The 26011-nt window shown below is 72.9% G+C and carries 22 protein-coding genes; 12 read left to right on the plus strand and 10 right to left on the minus strand.

Going from position 1 to position 26011, the window contains the following annotated elements; translation table 11 throughout:
* Window positions 1-106: 106 nt before the first annotated feature.
* From ABTY04_RS20610 to ABTY04_RS20620, 3 genes are all read right to left on the minus strand, one after another.
* Window positions 107-1189 carry a prenyltransferase/squalene oxidase repeat-containing protein gene (locus ABTY04_RS20610; RefSeq protein ID WP_352214781.1) on the minus strand — a complete coding sequence of 361 codons (1083 nt, stop codon included), beginning with the start codon at window positions 1187-1189 and terminating at the stop codon, window positions 107-109.
* Window positions 1186-1920 carry a class I SAM-dependent methyltransferase gene (locus tag ABTY04_RS20615; RefSeq protein ID WP_352214782.1) on the minus strand — a complete coding sequence of 245 codons (735 nt, stop codon included), beginning with the start codon at window positions 1918-1920 and terminating at the stop codon, window positions 1186-1188. The genes ABTY04_RS20610 and ABTY04_RS20615 overlap by 4 nt, the downstream gene beginning before the upstream one ends.
* Window positions 1921-1993: 73 nt before the next feature.
* A complete protein-coding gene (locus tag ABTY04_RS20620) occupies window positions 1994-3310 on the minus strand; it encodes a glycosyltransferase family 4 protein (protein ID WP_352214783.1) in 1317 nt (438 codons plus the stop codon).
* A 238-nt stretch (window positions 3311-3548) separates the two neighbouring features.
* Here ABTY04_RS20620 and ABTY04_RS20625 point away from each other — a divergent pair, with 238 nt between their 5' ends.
* Window positions 3549-4175, plus strand: a complete 627-nt coding sequence (locus ABTY04_RS20625; RefSeq protein WP_352214784.1) for a TetR family transcriptional regulator — start codon at window positions 3549-3551, stop codon at window positions 4173-4175.
* Window positions 4176-4931: 756 nt separating this feature from the next.
* On the opposite strand, the gene ABTY04_RS20630 is transcribed toward ABTY04_RS20625, so the two are convergent.
* The 3 genes from ABTY04_RS20630 to ABTY04_RS20640 form a co-directional block, all read right to left on the minus strand.
* Complete coding sequence (locus ABTY04_RS20630; protein WP_352214785.1) at window positions 4932-5438, minus strand: hypothetical protein; 507 nt, start codon at window positions 5436-5438, stop codon at window positions 4932-4934.
* Between the two features lie 736 nt (window positions 5439-6174).
* Complete coding sequence (locus tag ABTY04_RS20635) at window positions 6175-6408, minus strand: ferredoxin (RefSeq protein WP_352214838.1); 234 nt, start codon at window positions 6406-6408, stop codon at window positions 6175-6177.
* 5 nt (window positions 6409-6413) lie between these two features.
* Window positions 6414-7877 (minus strand): aldehyde dehydrogenase, encoded by a 1464-nt coding sequence (locus ABTY04_RS20640; RefSeq protein ID WP_352214786.1) that lies wholly within the window; start codon window positions 7875-7877, stop codon window positions 6414-6416.
* Window positions 7878-8081: 204 nt separating this feature from the next.
* Between ABTY04_RS20640 and ABTY04_RS20645 the strand changes: the two genes are divergently transcribed.
* The 7 genes from ABTY04_RS20645 to ABTY04_RS20675 all read left to right on the plus strand — a co-directional run bounded on the left by ABTY04_RS20645 (window position 8082) and on the right by ABTY04_RS20675 (window position 16403).
* A complete protein-coding gene (locus tag ABTY04_RS20645; RefSeq protein WP_352214787.1) occupies window positions 8082-9221 on the plus strand; it encodes a Strvi_7410 family MBL fold metallo-hydrolase in 1140 nt (379 codons plus the stop codon).
* Between the two features lie 330 nt (window positions 9222-9551).
* Window positions 9552-10796: an SCO2321 family membrane protein gene (locus ABTY04_RS20650; RefSeq protein ID WP_352214788.1), complete on the plus strand. Its 1245-nt coding sequence runs from the start codon at window positions 9552-9554 to the stop codon at window positions 10794-10796.
* A complete protein-coding gene (locus ABTY04_RS20655; protein WP_352214789.1) occupies window positions 10796-11452 on the plus strand; it encodes an SCO2322 family protein in 657 nt (218 codons plus the stop codon). Before ABTY04_RS20650 ends, ABTY04_RS20655 begins: the two co-directional genes overlap by 1 nt.
* A 290-nt stretch (window positions 11453-11742) precedes the next feature.
* Entirely contained in the window at window positions 11743-12942 is a 1200-nt protein-coding gene (locus ABTY04_RS20660; RefSeq protein ID WP_352214790.1) for an energy-coupling factor transporter transmembrane component T family protein, read from the plus strand.
* Window positions 12939-14756, plus strand: coding sequence for an ABC transporter ATP-binding protein (locus ABTY04_RS20665; RefSeq protein ID WP_352214791.1), 1818 nt, complete (start codon window positions 12939-12941; stop codon window positions 14754-14756). Before ABTY04_RS20660 ends, ABTY04_RS20665 begins: the two co-directional genes overlap by 4 nt.
* Complete coding sequence (locus ABTY04_RS20670; protein ID WP_352214792.1) at window positions 14753-15703, plus strand: ECF transporter S component; 951 nt, start codon at window positions 14753-14755, stop codon at window positions 15701-15703. Before ABTY04_RS20665 ends, ABTY04_RS20670 begins: the two co-directional genes overlap by 4 nt.
* Window positions 15704-15950: 247 nt before the next feature.
* Window positions 15951-16403: an aggregation-promoting factor C-terminal-like domain-containing protein gene (locus tag ABTY04_RS20675; protein ID WP_352214793.1), complete on the plus strand. Its 453-nt coding sequence runs from the start codon at window positions 15951-15953 to the stop codon at window positions 16401-16403.
* A 122-nt stretch (window positions 16404-16525) separates the two neighbouring features.
* Here ABTY04_RS20675 and ABTY04_RS20680 read toward each other — a convergent pair whose 3' ends face one another.
* Entirely contained in the window at window positions 16526-17695 is a 1170-nt protein-coding gene (locus ABTY04_RS20680) for a steroid 3-ketoacyl-CoA thiolase (RefSeq protein WP_352214794.1), read from the minus strand.
* A gap of 241 nt (window positions 17696-17936) precedes the next feature.
* On the opposite strand from ABTY04_RS20680, the gene ABTY04_RS20685 reads away from it, so the two are divergent.
* Both ABTY04_RS20685 and ABTY04_RS20690 read left to right on the plus strand, forming a co-directional pair.
* Window positions 17937-19193, plus strand: a complete 1257-nt coding sequence (locus tag ABTY04_RS20685) for a cytochrome P450 (RefSeq protein ID WP_352214795.1) — start codon at window positions 17937-17939, stop codon at window positions 19191-19193.
* A 216-nt stretch (window positions 19194-19409) separates the two neighbouring features.
* Entirely contained in the window at window positions 19410-19793 is a 384-nt protein-coding gene (locus ABTY04_RS20690; protein WP_352214796.1) for a DUF6193 family natural product biosynthesis protein, read from the plus strand.
* A 172-nt stretch (window positions 19794-19965) separates the two neighbouring features.
* Here the strand turns inward: ABTY04_RS20690 and ABTY04_RS20695 are convergent, their stop codons facing one another.
* Entirely contained in the window at window positions 19966-21981 is a 2016-nt protein-coding gene (locus tag ABTY04_RS20695) for a bifunctional glycosyltransferase 87/phosphatase PAP2 family protein (protein ID WP_352214797.1), read from the minus strand.
* 403 nt (window positions 21982-22384) lie between these two features.
* Between ABTY04_RS20695 and ABTY04_RS20700 the strand changes: the two genes are divergently transcribed.
* Entirely contained in the window at window positions 22385-22726 is a 342-nt protein-coding gene (locus ABTY04_RS20700; protein WP_352214798.1) for an antibiotic biosynthesis monooxygenase family protein, read from the plus strand.
* Between the two features lie 136 nt (window positions 22727-22862).
* On the opposite strand, the gene ABTY04_RS20705 is transcribed toward ABTY04_RS20700, so the two are convergent.
* Window positions 22863-23258 carry a nuclear transport factor 2 family protein gene (locus ABTY04_RS20705; protein WP_352214799.1) on the minus strand — a complete coding sequence of 132 codons (396 nt, stop codon included), beginning with the start codon at window positions 23256-23258 and terminating at the stop codon, window positions 22863-22865.
* A gap of 106 nt (window positions 23259-23364) precedes the next feature.
* Between ABTY04_RS20705 and ABTY04_RS20710 the strand changes: the two genes are divergently transcribed.
* Entirely contained in the window at window positions 23365-23910 is a 546-nt protein-coding gene (locus ABTY04_RS20710; protein WP_352214800.1) for a GNAT family N-acetyltransferase, read from the plus strand.
* Window positions 23911-23933: 23 nt separating this feature from the next.
* On the opposite strand, the gene ABTY04_RS20715 is transcribed toward ABTY04_RS20710, so the two are convergent.
* Window positions 23934-26000: a DHA2 family efflux MFS transporter permease subunit gene (locus tag ABTY04_RS20715; RefSeq protein WP_352214801.1), complete on the minus strand. Its 2067-nt coding sequence runs from the start codon at window positions 25998-26000 to the stop codon at window positions 23934-23936.
* Window positions 26001-26011 lie beyond the last annotated feature (11 nt).

Below are 26011 nucleotides of genomic sequence, written 5' to 3' on the forward strand. Positions count from 1 at the left end.
CCCGGCGCTGCGCCACTTGGGGGACCCGTTCGGGTTTCCCCGCATCCCCGTCCGGGCAGACTGCCGTCCGCGGCGGCCCGCCCGGCCTTCCCGGCCCGCGCCCGGCCTATCCGCAGCAGTCGGGCTCCAGTCCGGACGGCAGTTCCAGCCCCCCGAACACCGCCCCGGTCGCCTCGTCGCCGCCCAGCGCGGCCACGGCGAGCAGCAGCGACCCGGCCGTCCAGGTCGTCTGCTCGACCGGCCACACCGCCTTGTCCTCGAAGACGTAGCCCGTCCAGTACATGCCGTTGTCCGCGCGCAGGTGCGTGATCGAGCGCAGGATGTCCAGCGCCCGGTCCGACTCGCCCACGGCCCACAGGGCGAGCGCGAGCTCGCAGGACTCCCCGCCCGTCACCCACGGGTTCGGCAGGACGCAGCGCACCCCGAGCCCCGGGACTACGAACTCGTCCCAGCGCTCCTCGATCCGCGCCTGCGCCTCGGCGCCGGTGAGCGCGCCGCCCAGCACCGGGTAGTACCAGTCCATCGAATAACGGGACTTGTCCAGGAAGCGTTCCGGATGCCGGCGGATCGCGTGCCCGAGGGCCCCGGCCGCCAGCTCCCAGTCCGGCTGCGGCTCCTCGCGGTGCTCGGCGATCGCCAGCGCGCACCGCAGCGCCTGGTGGATCGAGGAGGAGCCGGTGAGCAGCGCGTCCGTGACGGGCGTGCCGTCGGCCTCGCGCTTCCAGCCGATCTCGCCGCCCGGCTGCTGGAGTCCGAGCACGAACTCCGTCGCCGCGTAGACGGCGGGCCACATGCGGTCCAGGAACGGGTCGTCGCCGGTGGCCAGGTAGTGGTGCCAGACGCCGACGGCTATGTACGCGACGAAGTTGCTCTCGCGGCCCGCGTCCTGCGGCTCGGCGGTGTCCACCCCGTCCGGCCGGTCGGCGTAGGCCGCGTACCAGGAGCCGTCGGCGTTCTGGTGCCGGGCCAGCCAGTCGTACGCCCGCTCCGCCGCCTCGTGCTCGCCCGCCGCGTCCAGCGCCATCGCGGCCTCGGTGTGGTCCCACGGGTCGAGGTGGTGCCCGCGGAACCACGGGATGGCCCCGTCGGAGCGCTGCGCGGCGAGGATGCCGGCCACCGTCCCGGCGGCCTCCTCTGCCGTCAGCACACCGTCCAGGACCAGGCGTTCGGTGCGTCCGGGCGAGCTCACTTCGCCGCGCCGACGGGCAGGTGCGGCTTCGTCGCGTACGCCACGAAGCTCTTGCCGATGACCGGGTTGAGCACCTGCTCCGCGAGCCGCGTGGCCAGCGGCTTCTTCATGATGTCCCAGACCAGGAGCTTGTGGTACGCCTTCACCGGCAGCGCCTTGTCGTTGTCGACGCCGAACGCGCACTTGAGCCACCAGTACGGGGAGTGCAGCCCGTGGGCATGGTGGGTGCCGTACGTCTTCAGGCCCGCGGCCGCCATCTTCCCGAGCAGCTCGTCCGCCTTGTAGATGCGGATGTGGCCGCCCTCGACCTCGTGGTACGCGTCGCTCAGCGCCCAGCAGATCTTCTCCGGGCCGTAGCGCGGCACGGTGATGGCGATGCGGCCGCCCGGCTTGAGGACGCGGACCATCTCCGCGAGCACGCCCTTGTCGTCGGGGATGTGCTCCATCACCTCGGAGATGATGACCACGTCGAAGGACTCGTCGGGGAAGGGCAGGGCCAGCGCGTCGCCCTCCATCGCGGTGGCGGTGGCACCGGCCGGAGCCTCGCCGGCCTCCTTCATCGCGGCGAACCACTTGGCGACCTCGCGGATCTCCTCGCCGTTGCGGTCGACTGCGACCACCTGGGCGCCGCGCCGGTAGCACTCGAAGGCGTGCCGGCCGGCGCCGCAGCCCAGATCGAGCACACGGTCGCCTGCGGCGAGCGGGAACCGGGAGAAATCGACGGTCAGCACGGGGTCCTGCCTTCGCGGTCGCGGGAGTGAAGGGGGTGGGGAAGGTGGAGGGAGCGTGGGACGGAGCGGAAGGTCACCGCGCGCGGCCGGTGCGGCCGGCTGTCTGCTCGATGGCGGCCCGGTAGTGCGCGGCGGTGCCCTCGGCGGCTCTGGCCCAGGTGAACCGGGACAGCACCCGCTCGCGTCCGGCGGCGGCGAGGCGGGCCCGCAGCTGCGGGTCGCCCAGCATCCGGCCCAGCGCGGCGGACAGCGCGCCCGCGTCACCGGGCGGCACCGCGAGGCAGGTCTCGCCGTCGGGCCCCGCGACCTCCGGGATGGCACCGCCGGTGGTGGCGACCAGCGGGGTGCCGGTGGCCATCGCCTCGGCCGCCGGCAGCGAGAACCCCTCGTACAGCGAGGGCACGCAGGCGACCTGCGCGCTGCGCACCAGGTCGACCAGCTCGGCGTCGGTGACGCCCTTGACGAAGCGGACCGCGTCCTGGAGCCCGTACGAGTCGATCGCGCGGGCGACCGGACCCTGCTCGGCGCGCTTGCCGACGACGACGAGGTGGGCCTCGGGCTGCTCGGTCCGCAGCTTCGCGAGCGCCTCGACGAGGTGCACGAGCCCCTTGAGCGGGACGTCGGCGCTGGAGGTGGTGACGATCCGCCCGGGTACCTCGGCGACGGACGCGTCGGGCGACCACAGGTCGGTGTCGGCGCCGATGTGGACGACGTGGATGCGCTCGTCCCGCACGCCCAGGTGCTCGGCGATCTCCTGCTTGGAGGATCCGGAGACGGTCAGCACCGAGGGAAGCCGGCGGGCGACGCGCCCCTGCATGCGGGTGAAGGCGTACCAGCGCCGTACGGAGGCCCGCCTGCGGCGGTCCTTGGCGGCGGCCAGGTCCAGCTTGCGGTCGACGGTGATGGGGTGGTGAATGGTGGTGACCAGCGGTGCACCGAGGTCGGCCAGCAGGCCGTACCCGAGCGTCTGGTTGTCGTGGATGACGTCGAACTCGCCCGCGCGGGCGGCGAGATGGCGCCGGGCCCGCAGCGAGAAGGTCAGCGGCTCGGGGAATCCGCCGGTCCACATGGTGGCGACCTCAAGCGCGTCGATCCAGTCCCGGTACTCGTCGAGCTTCGGCGTACGGAACGGGTCGGGCTGGCGGTACAGGTCGAGGCTCGGCAGCTCGGTGAGCGTGGCGCCGGTGTCGAGGACCGGGTACGGCTGCGCGCCGATGACCTCGACGGAGTGGCCCAGCTTCACGAGCTCCCGCGAGAGGTGCCGGACGTAGACGCCCTGACCGCCGCAGAACGGGTTCCCCTTATAGGTGAGGAGTGCGATGCGCAACGGGCGGTCGCCGTCGGTGGCGGAACCCGCGAAAGGGCTCGTCACCATGGCCTCAGCGGTCACTCTCGGCCCCCTTCTCCCTGCACTTTCGCCGGAGCGTAACCGCTCGCATAATGTAGAACAAGTTTCAGACTTGATCCGTCGATGACCATTGAATCTACCGGCCGGAAACCACACCGTAAGAGGCGGAGCAGGTGATTCGCGCCACGGCTTCGGCGGCTGGCATGCTGGCTGCCGATCACGACGCGAACGGCCCGGAAATCAGCACCGCAACGACACGGAACGCCATGGAACGGGACAGATGACAGCGGATGTGAAAGCCGTCGCCACGACGGCGTCCCCTCCCCTGACGGAGCGCCAGGAGGCGCGCCGCCGCCGGATCCTGCACGCCAGCGCACAGCTCGCGAGCCGGGGCGGTTTCGACGCCGTCCAGATGCGCGAGGTCGCCGAGGCGGCCGGGGTCGCGCTGGGCACCCTGTACCGGTACTTCCCCTCCAAGGTGCACCTGCTCGTCGCCACGATGCAGGACCAGCTCCAGCACATGCACACGACGCTGCGCAAACGGCCCCCGGCGGGCGAGGAGCCGGCGGCCCGGGTCGCGGAGACGCTCATGCGCGCCTTCCGCGCGCTCCAGCGCGAGCCGCACCTCGCCGACGCGATGGTCCGCGCACTGACGTTCGCGGACCGCAGCGTGAGCCCCGAGGTGGACACGGTGTCCCGGCTGACCACGGCGATCATCCTGGACGCGATGGGCCTGGACGCCCCGCCGACGGCGGAGCAGCTCTCCGCGGTCCGGGTGATCGAGCACACCTGGCACTCGGCGCTGATCACCTGGCTCTCGGGCCGCGCCTCGATCGCCCAGGTCAAGATCGACATCGAGACGGTCTGCCGCCTGATCGACATGACGGCACCCCGGGAAAAGGCCTGAACCGACGCGCGGATGCGGGGCGGGCTGCACGCGCTGCGCCGGGCGGGACGGCCGGGACGCCGGGGGCGGGGGCGGGGTCCGTGGGCTCGGGGTCGCGAGGGGCGGGCGGAACTCCCGGGGCGGTTTTCCGGTCGGCCGGGATCAGGGAGGGTCCGGGGGCGTCCCGCCAGTCCACTGTCCTTCCGTGTCGGTCCGGCCCGTCAAGGGCGCTCCTCCTCGTTCCTCGTCGTCGCGTCGCTTCGCGATGGCCTTCGGCCACCCTTGACCGCCCGGCCCGCCCCGGAATGCCAAAGACTGTCGGGAAGCCCCCGAAGGATGGCCCGGGAGGTTCAGATTCAGGAGCGGCCCCGCGTCAGAGTTCCCGGTCAGGAGTCCCTGTCATCCGCACCCAGCCCCGCCAGGACCATCGATCCGGGACGGCGCCGGGGCCGCGGGGACGGGCCAGCCCCCTCAAGGGCCCGCATCCGACTCTTTACCGGACCCGGGCGGACCCGACCTGCACCAGACAGCGGCGAGAAGCCCACCGGGACCCGTGCCGGCCCGCGGACACATCAAATCGCTACGCGCTCCTCATTGCTCGGCGTCCGACGGCCGTCCGGGGCTGATACCCGCACCACACGACGACCAGAGGCCCCTCCCGGGCCCGTAGGCGCATCAGATCGCTACGCGCTCCTCATTGCTCGGCGTCCGGCGGCCGTCTGGGGTTGACACCCGCACCACACGACGGCCGGAAGACCGTCTCTGGGTGCGTCGACGTCAGGCCGCGCAGCGCTTGCTGTTGAGGGCGGTTTCGGCGCCCTTGTCGTAGCCGGCCTGCCAGTCCGGGTTGGGTTGCGTGAGGTGCTGCGGCTGATTCTTCTTGCAGGCTTCAAGAGTGTCCTTCAGGCCTTGCTGGAAGCCCCTTCGGTACTGGTTCTCGTTCTGGTCCGTCGAGGTGCCCGTTTCCCCCGTACACACGGTGTGCTGGTTCTCGTCAGGCGTCGTCGCGTTGCTCCACTCGACGGTGTAGGAGCCCTCCGGCAGCCCCGGGATCTCCGACGTGCCCTTGTGGATGATCTTGTTGTACTTGCCGCTCGTCTCCGTCACCCGCAGGTCGCCACGGAAACCGGAGACATGGAGGGTCACCGTTCCCTCCTTCGGGCCGGCAGTGATCGTGCACGTGCTGGCCGCCGGAGGGGCCGCCACGGCGTGGGCGGCCGGGAAGAGTCCGGCCAGTGAGACGACAAGGGCCCCGACAAGAGCCGGCCGGATGGGTCCGTTCATGGCTTCGCCTTCCCCTGAAGATGCAGCCAGGGGTCATCCCTACCTCCCTGCCCACGATCCTCCCCTGCCTCCCCCCTGTCGACCGGACTCAGACGGCCGCCGGACGCCAAGCCGGGCGAAGCGCGTAGCGATCTGATGCGCCCACGCGCTCCTCGCCTCGCCGTGGTCGTCCTTTGGGTGCGGGTATCAGCCCCGGACGGCCGTCGGACGCCGAGCAATGAGGAGCGCGTAGCGATTTGATGCGTCCGCGGGCCGGCACGGGTCCCGGTGGGCTTCTCGCCGCTGTCTGGTGCAGGTTGGCCCCATCTGGGTGCGGGATGGGGTGGATGCGGGCCCTTGAGGGGGACGGGCCTTCCCCGCGGACCACCTCGCTCCGGCCTGGTGGCCCTGGCGGGGCTGGGTGCGGATGACAGGGATACGCGCCCTGGGTCTCTGACGGGCCCGCTCCTGAATCTGAACCTCCCGGCCATCCTTCGGGGGCTTCCCGACAGTCTTTGGCATTCCGGGGCGGGCCGGGCAGTCAAGGGTGGAGCGCAGCGACATCGCGAAGCGACGCGACGACGAGGAACGAGGAGGAGCGCCCTTGACGGCCCGGACCGAACCGGAAGGACAGTGGACTGGCGGGACGCCCCCGGACACTCCCTGATCCCGGCCGACCGGAACACCGCCCCCGGTATCCCGCCCGGATGCGCGCCGCGGAGTACACGGACTCCGCCCCCAACCCCCGCCCCGCCCCCTACTCCTCCGGCGGGAACACCGCCTCTCCCGTCCCCGCCAGGGTGATCATGATGGCCTCCACGGGGCAGCCCTCCGCCGCCGTCAGGACCGGCTCGTTCGCGTCCGTCTCCGGGTCCCGCGGATGCGACTGGCGCGCCGAGTCCAGGGCGAAGCCCTCCGGTGCGTGGTTCACGCACATCCCCGAGCCGATGCAGACGCCCCGGTCCACCTCCACGTGCCACCGGTCACCCACGGCGGTCACGCGCCCGTCGCGTAGCCCGCCGGCAGGTGGATCATCTTGTGCTCCAGGTACTCGCTCAGCCCCTCGGGCCCGAACTCCCGCCCCACACCACTGTTCTTGTAGCCGCCGAACGGACCCAGCATGTCCAGGCTGAAGGTGTTCACGTTGAAGGTGCCCGTCCGCACCTGCCGGGCGAAGTCGATGCCGTGCTCGACGTCCCCCGTCCAGACGCTGCCGCTCAGCCCGAACTCCGAGTCGTTGGCGACCCGTACCGCCTCCGCCTCGTCCCCGTACGGGATCAGGCAGACGACCGGTCCGAAGATCTCCTCGCGGGCGATCCGCATCGAGTTGTCCACGTCCCCGAAGAGCGTCGGCTCCACGTACCAGCCCTGCTCCAGCCCCGCCGGGCGGCCGCCGCCCGCCAGGACCTTCGCCCCCTCCTCCTGCCCGATCCGGATGTAGTCCAGCGAGCGCTGCTGCTGCCGCCTGGCCACCAGCGGCCCGAGCTGTGTCGCCGGGTCCAGCGGGTCGCCGACCACCAGCGCGCCGGCCGCGGCCGCGAGCGCCTCGGCGACCTCCTCGTACCGGCTGCGCGGCGCGAGCACCCGGGTCTGGGCCACGCAGGCCTGCCCGTTGTTCATCCAGGCCGCCGGGACGATCCCGGCGATGGTGGACTCCAGGTCGGCGTCGGGCAGGATCACGGCGGCGGACTTGCCGCCGAGTTCGAGCGTGACCCGGGTCAGGTTGCGGGCGGCGACCTCCATCACGCGCCGGCCGGCGGCGACGGAGCCGGTGAAGGCCACCTTGTCGACTCCGGGGTGGCCGACCAGGTACTCGCTGACCTCCCGGTCGGCGGGCAGGATCGACAGCACGCCCTCCGGCAGCCCCGCCTCCCGCGCGATGTCGGCGAGGATGAACGAGTCCAGCGGCGACTCGGGGGACGGCTTCAGGATCACCGTCGACCCCGTCAGCAGCGCGGGCGCGAGCTTGGCGGCGGCCACGAACTGCGGCACGTTCCACGGGATGACGGCCGCGACCACGCCCACCGGCTCCCGGCGCACCAGGATCGGCCCGAGCACTCCCTGGCGGTGCTCCTCGTACGGGTAGGCGCGTGCGACCTGGATCGCGGCGTCGTAGACCATCATCGGGCCGAGCGCCTGCGCGAGGACGCTCCAGGAGTACGGGGACCCGTTCTGGGAGCTGATCGAGCGGGCGATCTCCTCGTGCCGGACGGCGATGGCGTCCTTGATCCGGGTGACGACGGCGATCCGCTCGTCCAGGGACATCCGGGGCCAGGGGCCCTCGTCGAAGGCCCTCCGCGCGACGGCGACCGCGCGGTCCACGTCCGCGCAGGAGGCGTGGGGGACGCTGCCGATGACCTGCTCGGTGTGGGGGGAGACGATCTCGATCGTGTCGGTGCCCAGCGGATCCGTCCATTCCCCGCCGATGAACAGGTGTCCGTGTTCCACGAGCTCGGTCATGGCTGCTGCCTCCTGCGGCTTGGCGTTCCCGAACTGATACCAGTTCTAGTTCCAGGAGTCCACGGCCAGGACGGAACAGTCCGGGAGATCCAACGACTGGTCAGAACGGGCCGCAGCTGGTCGACTTGGGCTACTACTGGAACACGTTCTCGTGAGAGTGGGCCGGGCGGCGCAGACCCGGCCGGGCGCAGACAGGGAGCCCTCATGCCGCAGGACACACCCGACCAGGCCACCCCGCAGACCGCACCACACATCACCCCGCACGTCACCCCGCACGTCACCGACCACGGCGGCGGCGTGCGCGGCATCAAGGTCCCGATCCCCGACAACCCCCTCGGCCACACCCTCGTATACGTCCTCGACACCGACCGCGGCCCCGTTCTCGTCGACACCGGCTGGGACGACCCGCAGTCCTGGGACACCCTCGTCGCCGGACTCGGGGCGCTCGGCATCGCGGTCGCAGACGTCCACGGGGTCGTCATCACCCACCACCACCCCGACCACCACGGACTGTCCGGCCGGGTCCGCGAGGCCTCCGGCGCCTGGATCGCCATGCACGCCGCCGACACCGAGGTCGTCGTACGGACCCGCTCCGCCGAGCCCGGCGTCTGGTTCGACTACATGAGCGGGAAGCTCGCCGCCGCCGGAGCCCCCGAGGAGCACATCGCCCCCCTGCGGGCGGCCCGCGCGGGCAGCCGCACGCTCCCCCATGGCCTTCGGCACGGGAGGGGCCCCCACCTGCCCGGCCTGCGCGCCGCCGTCCCCGACCGGGAGATCGTCCCCGGCGAGCTGCTCCCCCTCGCCGGGCGCCGCCTGCGCGCCGTCTGGACCCCCGGGCACACCCCCGGCCACGTCTGCCTGCACCTGGAGGAACAGCACCCGGCGAACCTCCCCGGCAACGGCCGCCTCTTCTCCGGGGACCACCTGCTGCCCGGGATCTCCCCGCACATCGGGCTCTACGAGGCCCCCGACGAAAACGGGGTCACCCGGGTCACCGACCCCCTCGGCGACTACCTCGACTCCCTCGAACGGATCGGCCGCCTCGACCCGGCCGAGGTGCTCCCCGCCCACCAGCACGCCTTCACCGACGCACCGGCCCGGGTGGGCGAACTGCTGCGCCACCACGAGGAGCGGCTGACCGGGCTGCGGGAACTGCTGGCCGAGCCGCTGACCCCGTGGGGGATGGCCGAGCGCATGGAGTGGAACCGTCCCTGGGAGCAGATCCCGTACGGCTCCCGCAACATCGCCGTCTCGGAAGCGGAGGCCCATGTGCGCCGGCTGGTGAAACAGGGCCGGGCCGAGGCGGTCCCGGGCAGCGACCCGGTCACGTACCGCGCACTGTGACGACGGAGCCTGGCCCGCCGGCGGGGCAGGCCCGCCGGTAAGGGGCACTGCGGCCGGGCGCCCCCCTTTCCGGGCTGCTACGGGCCGGTACAGTAAACCCGTCGTCCACCCTTCCGTACGGGGGGAAGCCGGTGAGATCCCGGCGCTGACCCGCAACCGTGACCCGCCCCGGCCCCTGCCGGGCGGGAAGCCGGACTGCCCCGTACGCGAGGTGCGCGGCTCGCGCCGCCGGAGTCCCGGCGGCCGGCACCGTCGAGGTAAACGGAGCCGGAGCCCGGTGCCCTGTGCGCGCCTGCCTCCTGCTCCCCAGCACGAGAGGCACCCGCCCCCATGAACGTCCGCCGCAGCGCAGCCGCGCTCGCCGCCTCCGCCGTGCTCTGCGTGGGCGCCGCCCCCGCAGCCCTCGCCGCGCCCTCCCCGTCCGCCCCGCCGGCCCCGGTGATCCCGTCCGGGCTGTTCGGCAAGAAGGACCCGACGTACGACGGTGTGTGGCGGCAGTCGTTCGCACTGCTGGCCCAGAACACGGTGGGCGTCAAGCCGGCCAAGGAGGCCGTCGGCTGGCTCGTCGGCCAGCAGTGCGCGAACGGCGGCTTCGCCTCCTTCCGCGCGGATGCGGGTGCGGCCTGCGACGACAAGACGATGTTCGACACGAACGCCACCGCCGTGGCCGTGCAGGCGCTGAAGGCGCTGGGCGGCCAGGACGCGGCGGTGAAGAAGGGCGTGGACTGGCTGAAGTCCGTCCAGAACGAGGACGGCGGCTGGGCCTTCGTCCCCGGCACCCCGAGCGAGGCCAGCTCCACCTCCGTGGTCATCAGCGCGCTGGCCGCGGCCGGCGAGAAGCCGGCCGAGGTCAAGTCGAAGGCGGGCAAGTCCGCGTACGAGGGCCTGCTCGCCTTCCAGCTGGGCTGCGCCGCCGAGCCGGAAGCCGACCGGGGCGCCTTCGGGTACCAGCCGGCCGACGGCAAGCTGCCGGCCAATGCCGACGCCACGGCCGCCGCGGTCCTGGCCGGCCTCGGCCAGGGACCGGTCGTGGCCCCTTCCGCCACGGACACCCCCGCGGCCGCGCTGCCCTGCCCTGCGGGTGCGGCCGACCCGGCGGGCGCGGCCCAGGGCGCGGCCGGCTACCTGGCCGAGGCGCTGAAGAAGGACGGCCACCTCACGGCGGTCACCCCGGGCGCGGACCAGCCGACCGCGGACACCGGCAACACCGCGGACGCGGTGATCGCCCTGGCCGCGGCCGGGCACAAGCAGTCGGCGGCGGGCGCGCTGGAGTGGCTGAAGGCGAACTCGGCGGAGTGGGCCAAGGGCAACCCGGCGGCCCTCGGCACCCTGGTGCTGGCCGCGCACGCGACGGGCACGGACCCGAAGTCGTTCGGCGGCACCGACCTGGTGACGGCACTGAACGCGACGGGCCCGCAGACGGGTGACGCCGCCGCGGCGAAGGACAAGGCCGGCAAGGCGGAGTCCGACTCCGGCTCCGACAACAACATCTGGTGGATCGTGGGCGCGGGCCTGGCGGCCGGCATGGGCATCGGGGTCCTGCTGAGCGGCCGCCGGAAGAAGAACCAGCTCTGATGCGCCGCGGCCTGACCCTGCCGGCCCTCGCGGTCGGCATCCTCCTCACCTTCCTCGCGGCCTCCCCGGCACTGGCGGCGGGCTACCGCTACTGGTCGTTCTGGGAGGGCCCGGGGGGCCAGTGGCAGTACGCCACCCAGGGCCCCTCTACGGCCCGCCCGGCGGACGGCGCGGCCCTGGGCTTCCGCTTCGCGGTGAGCCCGGACGCGGCGGCCGAGGCGGCGAAGCCGCGCGCGGCGGCCGACTTCGCGGCGGTCTGCGCGTCGACCCCGGCCGTGGAGGGCCGCAAGCGGATCGCGGTGGTCGTCGACTTCGGAGTCCCGGCGGACGCCCCGGCGGACGACACCCCGCCGCAGGACGCTCCGCGCACGGCCTGCGCCCAGGTCGCCCCGGACGCCACGGCGGCCGAGGCGCTGGCGGAGGTCGCCAAGCCGCTCCGCTACAACAGCGCGGCGCTGCTGTGCGCGGTGTCGGGCTACCCGAAGCAGGGCTGCGGCGAGCAGATCGCGGATGCGGAGCCGAAGCCGTCGAAGCAGGACGAGTCCAAGGGGCAGGCCGAGGACGGCGGCCCGTCGACGGGCCTCGTGGCCGGCCTGGCGGCGGTTGCCGCCCTGGCGGCAGCCGCGGTCTGGCAGTCCCGCCGCCGCAACCGATGACCGACCCTGCCCACGGGGCGGCCGATACCCCGCACGGCGCCGAGCCCCCCGCGTCTGCTTCGCGGGCCCGGGCCGGCATCCCGCGTCCCGCCGAAAGCCCGCGCTCGACGCCGGGAGCGTCCACGGATGCCGCGGCGCCGGGGCCCGACGGCTCCGCCCGAGCAGGTGGCACGACCGGCACCACCGCCCCAGCGAATACGACCGACACGGCCGGCACGGCCAACACGCCCGGTGCAGCCGGCACCGCCGGGCGGGGTGTGGGTCGGCCACGCCGGCCCGCACCCGGCGACGTGCCCCCGGCCGGGCCCGGGCCCGCCGGGCAGGCCGACCCCGCGTCCTGGCCGACGTACGAGACGTATGGGTCGTCATACGAGAAGAGCCGGGGCAGCCGGGTTGCCCCGCCGCAGGCCCGCCGGGGCAACGCCCTGCACGCGGGAGCGTGGTGGCTCTGGGCCCTCGGCCTGGCCACCGCCGCCTCCCGCACCACCAATCCGCTGCTCCTCGGCCTGATCGTCGGCGTGGCCGGCTATGTCGTGGCCGCCCGCCGCACCACCGCCCCCTGGGCCCGTTCCTACGGCGCCTTCCTCAGGCTCGGCCTCTTCGTCGTCGCCCTGCGCCTGGTGTTCTCCGTACTCCTCGGCTCCCCCATCCCCGGCTCGCACACCCTCTTCGCCCTCCCCGAGGTCCCGCTGCCCGCCTGGGCGGCCCAGGGCATCCGCCTCGGCGGCCGCGTCACCGCCGAGCAGCTCGTCTTCGCCTTCTACGACGGCGCCAAACTGGCCGCCCTCCTCGTCTGCGTCGGCGCCGCGAACGCCCTCGCGAATCCGGCCCGGCTGCTGAAATCCCTCCCGGCCGCCCTGTACGAGGCCGGTGTCGCCGTCGTCGTCGCCATGACCTTCGCGCCGAACATGGTCGCGGACGTCGCCCGCCTGCGGACCGCCCGCCGCCTGCGCGGCCGCCCGACAGGCGGCATCAAGGCGGTCCTCCAGATCGGCCTGCCCGTCCTGGAGGGCGCCCTGGAGCGCTCCGTCGCCGTTGCCGCCTCGATGGACGCGCGCGGCTACGGCCGTACCGCGCACGTCCCGTCCGCCGTGCGGCACACCACCAACGCGCTCACCCTCGGCGGCCTGCTCGGCATGTGCGCGGGCACGTACGGGCTGCTCGCCGCCGAGGGCGCCGCGTACGGGCTGCCGGTCCTGCTCATCGGCCTCGTCCTGGCGCTCGCGGGCCTGCGCCTCGGCGGGCGGCGCAGCATCCGGACCCGTTACCGGCCCGACCGCTGGGGCGGGCGCGCGTGGCTGGTCGCCGGGTCGGGGGCGGCCGTCGCCGCCGCCCTGGTCTACGCCGGGAGCGTCGCCCCGGGCGCCCTGCACCCCGGTGTGGTCCCCCTCGCGGCGCCCACGCTCCCGCTGTGGCCGGCGGCCGCGATCCTCATCGGCCTGCTCCCCGCCTTCGTGGCGCCCGTACCGCCCAAGGAGGCGTCGCAGTGATCCGCTTCGAGCAGGTGTCGGTCACGTACGACGGCGCCGCGCAGCCCGCCCTCCGCGATGCCGACCTGGTGATCCCGGAGGGCGAGCTCACGCTGCTGGTCGGCCCGTCGGGTGTCGGCAAGTCGACCCTCCTGGGTGCGGTCTCGGGCCTGGTCCCGCATTTCACCGGGGGCACGCTGCGGGGCCGCGTCACGGTCGCGGGCCGCGACACGCGCTCCCACAGGCCGCGCGAACTCGCGGATGTCGTGGGTACGGTCGGCCAGGACCCGCTCGCCCATTTCGTGACGGACGTGGTCGAGGACGAGCTGGCGTACGGCATGGAGTCCCTCGGTCTGGCCCCGGCCGTCATGCGCCGCCGGGTCGAGGAGACCCTGGACCTGCTCGGCCTGAACGAGCTCCGCGACCGTCCCCTCGCCACCCTGTCCGGCGGCCAGCAGCAGCGGGTCGCGATCGGCTCGGTCCTGACGCCGCACCCGAAGGTCCTGGTGCTGGACGAGCCCACGTCGGCGCTGGACCCGGCGGCCGCCGAGGAGGTCCTGGCCGTCCTCCAGCGCCTGGTCCACGACCTGGGCACCACGGTGCTGATGGCGGAGCACCGCCTGGAGCGGGTCGTCCAGTACGCCGACCGGGTACTGCTCCTCCCGGCTCCGGGGGCGGCGCCGGTCCTCGGAACCCCGTCCTCCGTCATGGCGGTCTCCCCGGTCCACCCCCCGGTGGTCGCCCTGGGCCGCCTCGCGGGCTGGTCCCCCATCCCCCTGTCGGTCCGCGACGCCCGCCGCCAGTCCCCCGCCCTCCTCTCCCGCCTCCCCGATCCGGCCGCGCCCTCGCCGGCGTTCGAGGCGCGGGGTCTGGGGCGGAGCCCCGGGTTCGGGAAGGGGCGGGCCGGGGAAGAGGCCCCGCGCAGCGGCCCCGCCCTCCGCCCCGGCCTCCGCTCCGCCCTCCTGGCACGCCTGCTCCGCCGGAGCACGCCGACCCCCGCCGGCGCCGGCACGGCCACCGGCACGGACACCGGCCCTGCCGGCGTCGGCGCCCCGGTCGAGCCCGTGGCCCGGCTCGCCTCCCTCTCCCTCCGCCGCGGCCGCGCCGAGGTCCTGCACGGCATCGACCTCTCCGTGGCGCCCGGCGAGACCATCGCCCTCATGGGCCGCAACGGCGCCGGCAAGTCCACCCTCCTCGCCACCCTCATCGGCACCATGGCCCCCACCACCGGCACGGTGACCGTCGGCGGCCGCATCCCCCACCGCACCGCACCGCAGGAGATGGTCCGCCGCGTCGGCCTCGTACCGCAGGAGCCCCGCGACCTCCTCTACGCCGACACCGTGGCCGCCGAGTGCACTGCCGCCGACGCCGACGCCGGCCGGCCGGCCGGCACCTGCCGGGCCCTGGTCCGGGAGCTGCTGCCCGACGTCCCCGACGACACCCACCCCCGGGACCTCTCCGAGGGCCAGCGCCTGGCCCTCGCACTGGCCCTCGTACTCACCGGCCGGCCGGCCCTGCTCCTGCTCGACGAGCCCACCCGCGGTCTGGACTACGCGGCCAAGGCCCGCCTGATCGAGATCCTGCGGACGCTGGCCGCCGACGGGCACGCCATCGTCCTCGCCACCCACGACGTGGAGCTCGCCGCGGAACTGGCCCACCGGGTCGTGATCCTGGCGGGCGGCGAGATCGTCGCGGACGGCCCGACCGCCGAGGTCGTCGTGTCGTCCCCGGCCTTCGCGCCGCAGGTGGCCAAGATCCTGGCCCCGGGGCGCTGGCTCACGGTGACCCAGGTCGCCCGGGCCCTCGCCCTCACCGACGGCGGGCCGACCACATGAACCACCCGGCCCGACCCGGCCGCCCCGCGCGCCCCACACGTCCCCTGCGCATCGGCCCCCGCGCCGCCGCCGCGCTGCTCCTCGTCACCCTCATCGGCATCGCGGCCTTCGGCTGGCCGCTCCTCGCCGACCGCGGGTCCGGCCTCGCCCACTCGCAGGACGCCCCCTGGCTCTTCGCGGGGCTGCTCCCCCTCCTCGTCGCAGTCGTCGTGGCGACCATCGCCGACCAGGGCATGGACGCCAAGGCGGTGGCGATGCTCGGTGTGCTCGCCGCGGTCGGGGCGGCGCTGCGGCCGCTGGGTGCGGGCACGGCCGGCCTGGAGCCGATGTTCTTCCTGATGGTGCTCAGCGGCCGCGTCCTCGGCCCGGGCTTCGGCTTCGTCCTCGGCTCGGTCACGATGTTCGCCTCCGCCCTGCTCACGGGCGGGGTCGGGCCGTGGATGCCGTTCCAGATGCTGGCGATGGGCTGGTTCTCGCTGGGCGCCGGACTGCTGCCCGGCGCGATGGGGGTCCCCCCTGGTCGAGCGAAGCCGAGAGCTTGGGGGAGGCTCCGGGGCCGGGTGGAGCTGCTGATGCTGGCGGCGTACGGGTTCGCGGGCTCGTTCGCGTACGGCACGGTCATGAACCTGCAGGGGTGGGTGCTGCTGCAGGGCATGGGGCAGGGGATCTCGTTCCACCCGGGGGATCCGGTCGCCGCCAATCTGACGCGCTTCGCCGCGTACTGCGTGGCGACCTCGCTGGGATGGGACCTGGGCCGGGCCGTGCTGACCGTCGTACTGACCCTCGCGATCGGCGGCACGCTGCTGAAGGCGCTGCGCCGGGCGGTACGGAAAGCGTCGTTCGAGGCGCCCGCTTCTTTCGATCCCGGGAGCGAGAGCGGCCCGGCACGCGCCCATCAGCGTGTACAAACAGGCACAGAAGGCGACATTCAGCCCCCTTGGCGGTGACACGCCCCATAGGAGCTACGTCACATACGACCCGCGATAGTAGGCCTCCGGGCGCTCCACCGGCACGCCGGACGGGGTTTCGCTACGGCCCTTCTGCGAGGGGAGCTAGTAAGATCCGTCGTTGCCAGCCCCCTGGCCGGTCTGTAGAACTGGATGAGTCGCAGGGCGGACCGAGCTTCCCCCGGGTTCAAACCCCGGACTCCTCTTCCCCCCACGAACCCCTCTCCTCCGCGTGAGTGGCTCACGCATGTCTTCGGCATGCCGCGACGACCCTTGCCCCCTTCGGAAGGTTCACTCCGTGTCCAAGATCATCCGCCGCATCGCCGCCTCCAAGAAGACCCTCGCCGGCTCCATCGTCGCCCTGGGCGTCGCCGGCACCATGCTCGCCACGGTTCCCGCCCAGGCGGCCCCGATGAGCGCCAAGGCGATCGCGCACCAGATGATCAAGGACCCGGCCCAGTTCGCCGCCTTCAACAACATCGTTTCCCGTGAGAGCGGCTGGAACCACACGGCCACGAACTCCTCCTCGGGCGCGTACGGCCTGGTCCAGGCCCTGCCGGGCTCGAAGATGGCCTCGGCCGGCGCGGACTGGAAGACCAACCCGGCCACCCAGATCAAGTGGGGCCTGGACTACATGAACTCCCGCTACGGCAGCCCGGTCGGTGCCTGGAACTTCTGGCAGGCCCACCACTGGTACTAAGCCACCAGTGACCCCGCTGCGCCGCGAGCAGTGCGAAGGCCCCGGTGGCCGGACCTCCCCAGGTCCGGCCACCGGGGCCTCCTGTTTCCCATCCCACAGGGTTCGGTGCGCGCAGCGCGCGGTCACAGCCGCTGGATGATCGTCCCGGTCGCCAGCGCGCCGCCCGCACACATGGTGATCAGCGCGAATTCCTTGTCGCGGCGTTCCAGTTCGTGCAGCGCGGTGGTGATCAGCCGGGCCCCGGTCGCGCCGACGGGGTGGCCGAGCGCGATGCCGCCGCCGTTGACGTTGACCTTGCCCAGGTCCTGTTCGAAGACCTGGGCCCAGCTGAGGACGACAGAGGCGAAGGCCTCGTTGATCTCGACCAGGTCGATGTCCTTGAGGGACATCCCGGCCTTGCCGAGCACGGCCCGCGTCGCGTCGATCGGGCCGTCGAGGTGGTAGTGCGGGTCGGCACCGACGAGGGCCTGGGCGACGATCCGGGCGCGCGGCCTGAGCTTGAGCGCGCGGGCCATCTTGCGTGAGGCCCACATCACGGCGGCGGCACCGTCGGATATCTGCGAGGAGTTCCCGGCGGTGTGCACGGCGGTCGGCATGACCGGCTTGAGCCGGGCCAGCGCCTCCATGCTGGTGTCGCGCAGCCCCTCGTCCCGGTCGACGAGGCGCCACATGCCCTGCCCGGCGGCCTGCTCCTCCTCCGTGGTGGGGACCTGGACGGCGAACGTCTCCCGCTTGAACCGCTCCTCGGCCCACGCTGCGGCGGCCCGCTCCTGGGAGAGGAGTCCGAGCCGGTCGACGTCCTCGCGGGTCAGACCCCGGTGGCGGGCGATCCGCTCGGCGGCCTCGAACTGGTTCGGGAGGTCGACGTTCCACTCGTCCGGGAACGGCTTGCCGGGGCCGTGCTTGGAGCCGGAGCCCAGCGGCACCCGGCTCATCGCCTCGACGCCGCAGGCGATGCCGATGTCGATGACCCCGCCGGAGATCATGTTGGCGACCATGTGGTTGGCCTGCTGCGAGCTGCCGCACTGGCAGTCCACGGTCGTCGCGGCGGTCTCGTACGGCAGGCCCATGGCGAGCCAGGCGTTGCGGGCCGGGTTCATGGACTGCTCGCCTGCGTGGGTGACGGTGCCGCCGACGATCTGTTCGACGCAGTCGGGCTGGATTCCGGTCCGGGCGAGGAGTTCGCGGTACGTCTCGCCGAGCAGGTAGGCGGGATGGAGGTTGGCGAGCGCGCCCCCGCGCTTGCCGATGGGGGTGCGTACGGCTTCGACGATGACGGGTTCCGCGGCCATGAGCTCGTCCTCTCCTGCACTGTGCCGACGCGGCGGGCCGTCCCGGCGCCCCGCTCGAACTAGTACGCGTTCTAGTTCTCCTCGCAGTCTTATGACCCGGAGGCCCGGCACGCAAGGGTCTTGCACGCGGCTTACACGGATTCCACACGCAACAGTTGGCGTGAGGGCCCTTGTCACTTCTGGAACTCGTTACTACCTTCAAGCCAACTTCTGATGGGCCGTCAGACTTTGGAGTCGCCCGATGCCCTGTCCCGAGCTGCCCGAAGGCTTCGACGCCACCGACCCCGACCTCCTCCAGGACCGCGTCCCCTTCCCCGAATTCGCACGGCTGCGGCAGACCGCACCCGTGTGGTGGTGCCCGCAGCGAAGGGGCGTCACCGGCTTCGACGACGAGGGCTACTGGGCCGTGACCCGGCACGCGGACGTCAAGTACGTCTCCACACACCCGGAGCTGTTCTCCTCCACCACCAACACGGCGATCATCCGCTTCAACGAGCACATCCAGCGCGAGCAGATAGACGCCCAGCGCCTGATCATGCTGAACATGGACCCGCCGGAGCACACCCGCGTTCGCCAGATCGTCCAGCGCGGCTTCACCCCTCGGGCCATCCGCGGCCTGGAACAGGCCCTGCGCGACCGGGCCCGGAAAATCGTCGCGGAGGCCCTGGCCGCCTCCGGCGACGGAAGCGGCGACGGGAGCTTCGACTTCGTCACGCAGGTGGCGTGCGAGCTCCCCCTCCAGGCCATCGCCGAACTGATCGGCGTACCGCAGGAGGACCGGCTGCGCATCTTCGATTGGTCGAACAAGATGATCGCGTACGACGACCCCGAGTACGCGATCACCGAGGAGGTCGGCTCCAACGCGGCGATGGAGCTCATCGGCTACGCCATGAACCTGTCCGCCGCCCGCAAGCAGTGCCCGGCCAACGACATCGTCACGCAGCTGGTGGCGGCCGAGGGCCAGGGCAACCTGGGCTCCGACGAGTTCGGCTTCTTCGTGCTGCTGCTCGCGGTCGCGGGCAACGAGACCACGCGCAACGCCATCAGCCACGGCATGCACGCCTTCCTGACCCACCCCGACCAGTGGGAGCTGTACAAGACGACCCGGCCGGCGACGGCCGCCGAGGAGATCGTCCGCTGGGCCACCCCGGTGGTGTCCTTCCAGCGCACCGCCACGCAGGACACGGAGCTGGGCGGCCGGAAGATCAAGGCGGGCGACCGGGTGGGGCTCTTCTACTCCTCCGCCAACCACGACCCCGAGGTCTTCGAGAACCCGGACGCCTTCGACATCACCCGCGACCCCAACCCCCACCTCGGCTTCGGCGGCGGCGGGCCGCACTTCTGCCTCGGCAAGTCCCTCGCCATCATGGAGATCGACCTGATCTTCAACGCCCTGGCCGACGCCCTGCCCGACCTCCGCCTGGCCGGCGAGGGCCCGCGCCGGCTGCGCGCGGCCTGGCTCAACGGCATCAAGGAGCTCCGGGTCAGCCACGGTTGAGCACGCGCCCGTGGCCGTACCGGTACCACGGCGGCAGGGGCCGCTCCTCCCACGCCCCGGCCCCTGCCGTCCCCCGGAACAGCCGCCGGGGACGTGCACCGAGGACGTGCGCCAGGGGCACGCCCCGCGTGCGGGGGCGCATCGAGGGCGCACGTATGCAGGATTGTTGGCTTCCGGACCATTGTCCTGAGACCGGTGGGGCGTCACACTGCGCGGATGAACCTTCACGCTGCCGATACAGACACCGCTCGCCGGGTGGATGCCCGCTGGCAGCGGCTGCCCACGACGTGGCGGCTGATCGAGGAGCGCGGCGGGCCCGACACGCTCTGCCGCGGTGTCATCGAGCTCATCGAGGCCGCCTCCGCGCAGCCGCAGCTGCGCCGGCTGTACCCGTTCACCCGCCAGTGGACCCTGTGGTTCAGCTCGCGCACCCGCCACCCCTTCGAGGTGGAGGCACCGGCCGCCGAGCCCACGCCCGACGGCCGTTTCCGGGTACGCAGCCCCAGCCTGAACACCGTCATCGCCGAGACCGACACCGCCGAGGCCGCCATCGCGCTCGTCGTGGACCGTCTCTGCGCGGGCGGCGCGGCGGCCCTCTGAATCCCCCGGGTGGCGCAGGCGCCGCCGACGGCGGATCCTGACAGGACGCGGCGATCCACCGAAGGGGTGCCGGGGCGGGCACACGGCCTGCCCCGGCACCCCTTCGGCAACGTCCCGTCAGGATCCGCCGTCGGCGCCCCTTCGCCCCGCGGACGCCGTCAGGGCCGGCTGCTCAGGCGCGGCTGCGCGTGGCGGCGCCCACCCGCTGCGGCTCGCGAGGCCGCGGCACGCTCGCCCCGGCCGGCAGGACCGCGCCGCGCGGCCCCGACAGCACGTGGACGAGCCCGAACCCGGCGCCGACGACGACGGCGCCGCCCACCGCGTCGAGCACCCAGTGGTTGGCGGTGGCGACGATCGCGCACACCGTGATCAGCGGGTGCAGCGCCCCGAGGAGCTTCTGCCAGCCCTTCGGCGCGAGCGTGATGATCACGATCCCGCACCACAGCGACCAGCCGAAGTGCAGCGAGGGCATCGCCGCGTACTGATTGGAGATCGCGGTCATCGCCCCGTACTGCGGATGGGCCAGGTCCTGCGGTCCGTGCACGGTGTCGATGAAGCCGAGCCCGGGCATCAGCCGCGGCGGCGCCAGCGGGTACAGCCAGAAGCCGAAGAGCGCGAGGACGGTCGCCAGGCCCAGGGCGGCCCGGGCCCAGCGGTAGTCGCCGGGCCTGCGCCAGTACAGCACCGCCAGGATCGTCAGCGGCACCACGAAGTGGAACGACGTGTAGTAGAAGTTGAAGAACTTCGCCAGCCAGGGCGTGTTCACCACGGCGTGGTTGACGGCGTGCTCGATGCCGATGCCCAGCGCCCGCTCGACGGCGTGGATCTGACTGCCGTGCCCCTCGGCCAGGCTGCGGCTGCTGGGCGCGGCGGCCCGGATGTGCGAGTACAGCGAGTACCCGACCCGTATCAGCAGCAGCTCCAGCAGCAGGTTGGGGCGCGACAGCACGCGCCGCCAGAACGGCAGCAGCGGCACCCGCGACCAGCGGGCGGCGGCCGGCCGGCCGTAGGCCGTCGGAACGGGCTCGCGCCAGTACGGCGAGGAGCGTGGCAGGAACGGCACCGCGCAGGCCGCCGCCAGTGCGGCGAGCAGCAGCACGTTGTCCCGTACGGGGGCCAGCGCCGCCAGGTTGGGCAGCAGCACGTCGCTGGGCAGCGTCATGGCGAGCACCACGGCCACCGGCCACACGGGCCGGTCCGCCGCCCGCTTGCCGACCTTGCCGGCCACCGCCAGCAGCACCCACAGCAGCTGGTGGCGCCAGCCGGTCGGCGCCACGGCGACGGCCACACAGCCGGTGACGGCGACGGCGAGCAGCAGCTGGCCGTCGCGTGCGTAGCGGGCCGCGCGGCGCAGACCGGCCCAGACGACAGCGGCCGCGAGCGCCGCATACAGCAGGATCTCGGCGGGGCCGCTGAGGCCGAGCCGCAGCAGCGCACCGTGCACGGACTGGTTGGCGAGGCTGTCGGGGGCGCCGAGGCCGGTGCCGGCGAGGTGGTGCACCCAGTAGGTCCAGGAGTCGCGCGGCAGGGCCGCCCAGGACAGCGCGGTGGCTCCGGCGAACGTCGCGGCGGCTGCCTTGGCGGTGGGGCGGCGGCCGGTCAGCCACAGCAGCGGCGCGAAGAGCAGCAGGGCCGGCTGGAGCGCGGCGGCGAGGCCGACTAGGAAGCCGGCCGGGCGCTCGCCGGGCACCCGGAACACGGCCAGCAGCACCAGCAGTACGGGCAGGGCGGCGGTCTGGCCCGGCGAGGCGGCCGCGCGGACGGGCAGCGACACCATCATCAGGCCGACCAGCACGGGCGCGGCGAGCAGCGCGGTGCGCCGGGGCACCGGGTCGGGCAGGCCGCGCGCGGCGACCAGCCCGACGGAGGCGACGAACAGCAGCGTCACGCAGGTCCAGGCCACCTCCAGCGAGGGCGCCGCAAGACCGAGGAAGGGCCTCAGGACCAGCCCGGCGAAGGGGGTGCCGGTGAACTGGCCGCCGTCGTAGAGCGACCCGGGGAAGGTGCCGGGGAGCCGGAATTCGCCGAGCCACTCGACGGGGGGCATACGCAGCACGGCGGCGGCCTGTCTGACGGCGAGGACACCGGCCAGCGCCCACAGCAGGAACCGTGCCGCCCCCAGTCTGCCGCTACCGCCTATGACCCCGGCATGTCCCTTCGCACCACCGTGCTCCGCCGCGTTAGCCACGCCTCGCCGGCCTCCCGCCCTGTCGACCGCAACCTTGACTTCGCCTGGCTGCCGCGTTTCATGCACCGCTTCATTACCTGGGAGGACGATATCCCGCAGGGGATGCCCAGGATGGCGGGCGTGAGCATCGCGGGGATCGACAAGGCTGTCCGGGCACTCACACAGGCCCTGACCTGCGCCTGGTCCGCCTGGGCCTGACCAGCACAGGAGCCGCGGGGCCATGCGCATCGCTCCCGCTGCGCTCGCGCTGAGCCCCCGCTTCGCTCGCGCTGCGCCCCCGCTGCGCCACGGGCGGAGCCCGGGAATCGACCTCACGGTGCTTTGACCGGCGCATGTAGGAGACTGCACACACATGATCAAGGCTGGGTGCAGTGCCCGGTCTCTGTCTCCCGAGAGGTGTCGAGTGCCCAGCATCGTAAAGATCAACGTACTGACCGTGCCCGCCGAGCAGAGGGAAGTCCTGGAGCAGCGGTTCGCCTCGCGGGCGGGCACCGTGGAGGGTTCGGACGGGTTCGAGTGGTTCGAGCTGCTGCGTCCCGTCGAGGGGACGGACCAGTACCTGGTGTACACGCGGTGGCGGTCGGAGGAGGACTTCCAGGCGTGGATGGAGGGGCCCATGAAGGCGGCGCACCAGGGCGGCGGCGCGGGCTCGGGCACGGGTGAGCGGCCGAAGCCGGCGGCTTCAGGGTCGACGGTGTGGTCGTTCGAGGTCGTGCAGCAGGCTGCGCCGAAACCGCAGGGCTGAGGCGCCGCGGCCGCACTACGGGGGTGGCGCTACGGGGGCACTACGGAGCGCGGTCGCGGCGAGGCGGGCAGGGCGGGGCGGGACTGCGGTGGCACCCGGGGCTTCCGGGGCGGCTGGGGCTTCTGGGGCGGCGGGATCAGCCCCAGAAGGCGTCCTCCTCGTCGATGTCCTGGGTGCATTCGTCGATGTCGCTGATCTTCCCGCCGACGATCGTGAAGAAGAGGCCCTCCTGGATCTCGATCCCACGGTCGCCGCGGTCGGCGCGCGCGGTGTGGAAGGCCATGACGTGGCCGCGCCCGTCGACCAGCACGGTGTGCAGATCCGCCTGGAAGGTCCCGTTCGTCTCCTCGCCGAGCCGCCGGTACATGTCGAGGACGGCTTCACGGCCCTTGTGGTGCCCGGAGAGGGGGTTACTGCCGGGCACGTGGTGGATGACGTCCGCCGTCATCAGCGAGCCCAGCTTCTCCATGTCGCCCTTGCCGAAGGCCTCGTAGCCGCGGCGGATCAGGGCAGCGTCAGGGTGCTCGGACATGACGTTTCACGCCCTCCGTGTGAGTGATTTACACCTTTTCCTATCATCGGCCCGTGGGTGTGGATATTCCACGCGGCGGCACGCGCCCCGACTCCACAATGACGCCATGAACATCAACAACGCGAGCAGCAGTCCCACCGCTGCCCCTGCCACTGCCACTGCCGCCACGGCGGGCAACTGGGCCGTCGTCACAGAGCACTTCGCCACCTCCGACGCCACCGCGCTGCGCCGCGCGTACTACGCGGAGGTCGCCGGCCGGTACTGGAAACGGCCCGCCACCGAGGCCGAGATCGACGAGGGCCTGCGGGACGACCCGGCCGACGGACTCGTCCCGCCGACAGGCCGGTTCGTGGTCGGCCGGCTGGACGGAACGCCCCTGGCCTGCGGCGGCATACGGCTGCTCGACCCCGCCACCGCCGAGCTCACCAGGGTGTACGTGGACCCGACCGCCCGCGGTACCGGCGGCGGGGCGGCGCTGCTCGCCGCCTTGGAGGAGGAGGCCCGCACGCTGGGCGCCGAGCGGGTCCGGCTCGACACCCGGTCGGACCTGGTGGAGGCGCGCGCCTTGTACGCGCGGCACGGGTATGCGGAGATACCCGCGTACAACACGGGCCAGTACGCGGAGCACTGGTTCGAGAAGCCCCTGGCCTGAGGCCGGCCCGGCTGCCGGTGGGGTCAGGGCGCTGCGTGGTCCCGTGGCGCCTCGGCGTCGTAGGGCTCCTCGGCGTCGGACCCGCAGAGCTCCGCGTTGATCTCCTTGACCAGCTTGACCAGGTCGGTCGGGCGGTCCGGGCCCCACCAGTCGCCGAGCAGTTCGGCGAGCGACTCCTCGCGGGCCTCCGCCAGCTTCTCGGCGCACTCCCGGCCGCGGTCGGTCATGACCAGCGGCAGTCCGTCCCGTACCGCCAGCTCGCGGGCTTCGAGCTGCCGGGCGGCGTCCGTGATCACCTTCAGGGGCACGGTGGTCCGGTCCGCGAGCATCGCGGGCTCGGCGGAGCCGTACTTCTTGATCCGCAGCAGCAGCCAGCTCGCGGCGGGCAGCAGGTCGAAGCCGGCCCTCGCGGTGATCTTCTCGTAGACGTGGCGGCGGCCCTCCCGGCTGCCGAGGACCGTCAGTGCGCGGGCGACCTCGTCGTGGGAGGAGCGGTGGACGGGGTTGGAGGCCAGGGTCTCGGTGACATCGGGCGCGGTGACCGAGCCGCGGAGCACGTCCTCCTTGAGGAACCAGGCAACGGCGAAGGCGAGGAGGACGACGGGCACGGCGTAGAGGAACACGTCGGTGATGGCGGCGGCGTAGGCGTCGAGCACGCGGGGCTGCAGGTCGGCGGGCAGCTGTCCGATGGCGCGGGGATCGGCCTCCACCTGCGCGGCCGTACCGGGCGGCACCGGGGCCCCGGCGAGGGCGGTGGCGAGCTTGCCGTCGAGCCGGTTGGTGAAGACCGTGCCGAAGATCGCGACGCCGAAGGAGGCGCCGATGGAGCGGAAGAAGGTGGCGCCGGAGGTGGCGACGCCGAGGTCGGCGTAGCTGACGGCGTTCTGCACGACCAGCACCAGCACCTGCATGACCAGGCCCAGTCCGGTGCCGAAGACGAAGAAGTAGATGCTCATCTCCCAGGTGCCGCTGGTGCGCTCCAGCTGGTGCAGCAGGAGCAGCCCGATCGCGGTCACGGCCGTGCCCGCGATCGGGAAGACCTTCCACCGTCCGGTGCGGCTGACGATCTGGCCGGAGGCGGTGGAGGAGATCAGCATGCCGAGCACCATCGGCAGCATGTGGACGCCGGACATGGTGGGCGAGACGCCCTGGACGACCTGGAGGAACGTCGGCAGGTAGACCATCGCGCCGAACATCGCGAAACCGACGACGAAGCTGATCACCGAGCAGAGGGTGAAGGTGCGGATCCTGAACAGCCCCAGCGGCAGGACGGGTTCCACGGCCCGCCGCTCGACGAAGAGGAAGACGGCGAGCAGCAGGGCGCCGAGGACGGCCAGGCCCACGATCCGCCCCGAGCCCCAGCCCCAGGCGCCGCCGAGGGAGGCGCCGAGCACGAGGCAGGTGGCGACGCAGGCGATGAGGAACGTGCCGAGGTAGTCGATGGTGTGCTTCGCGCGCCGCACGGGAATGTGCAGGGCCGCGGCGATGACGCCGAGCGCGACGAGACCGATGGGGAGGTTGATGTAGAAGACCCAGCGCCAGGACAGGTTGTCGACGAACAGGCCGCCCAGCAGCGGTCCGAGGACGCTGGTCGCGCCGAAGACGGCGCCGAACAGGCCTTGGTACTTGCCGCGTTCGCGGGGCGGGACGATGTCGCCGACGATCGCCATCGACAGCACCATCAGCCCGCCGCCGCCCAGGCCCTGCAGCGCGCGGAAGCCGATGAGCTGCGGCATGTCCTGGGCGAGTCCGCACAGCGCCGATCCGATGAGGAAGAGGACGATGGCGCCCTGGTACAGCTTCTTGCGTCCGTACTGGTCGCCGAGTTTGCCCCACAGGGGTGTGGCGGCGGTGGAGGCCAGCATGTACGCGGTGACGACCCAGGACAGGTGGGCCATACCGCCCAGCTCGCTGACGATCGTCGGCAGGGCCGTGGAGACGATGGTCTGGTCGAGGGCGGCGATCAGCAGACCGAGCAGCAGGGCACCGATGGAGACGAGGACCTCGCGGGAAGCGTGTTCGGCGGCCGGTCCGGCGCTGGCCGGGTCGGGAACGGGGTCCGCGGGATCCGTGGTCACATCCTGAGCCATCCGTTCCTCCT

This window comes from Streptomyces sp. NPDC097981 (assembly GCF_040302565.1).
Classification (GTDB): Bacteria; Actinomycetota; Actinomycetes; order Streptomycetales; family Streptomycetaceae; genus Streptomyces.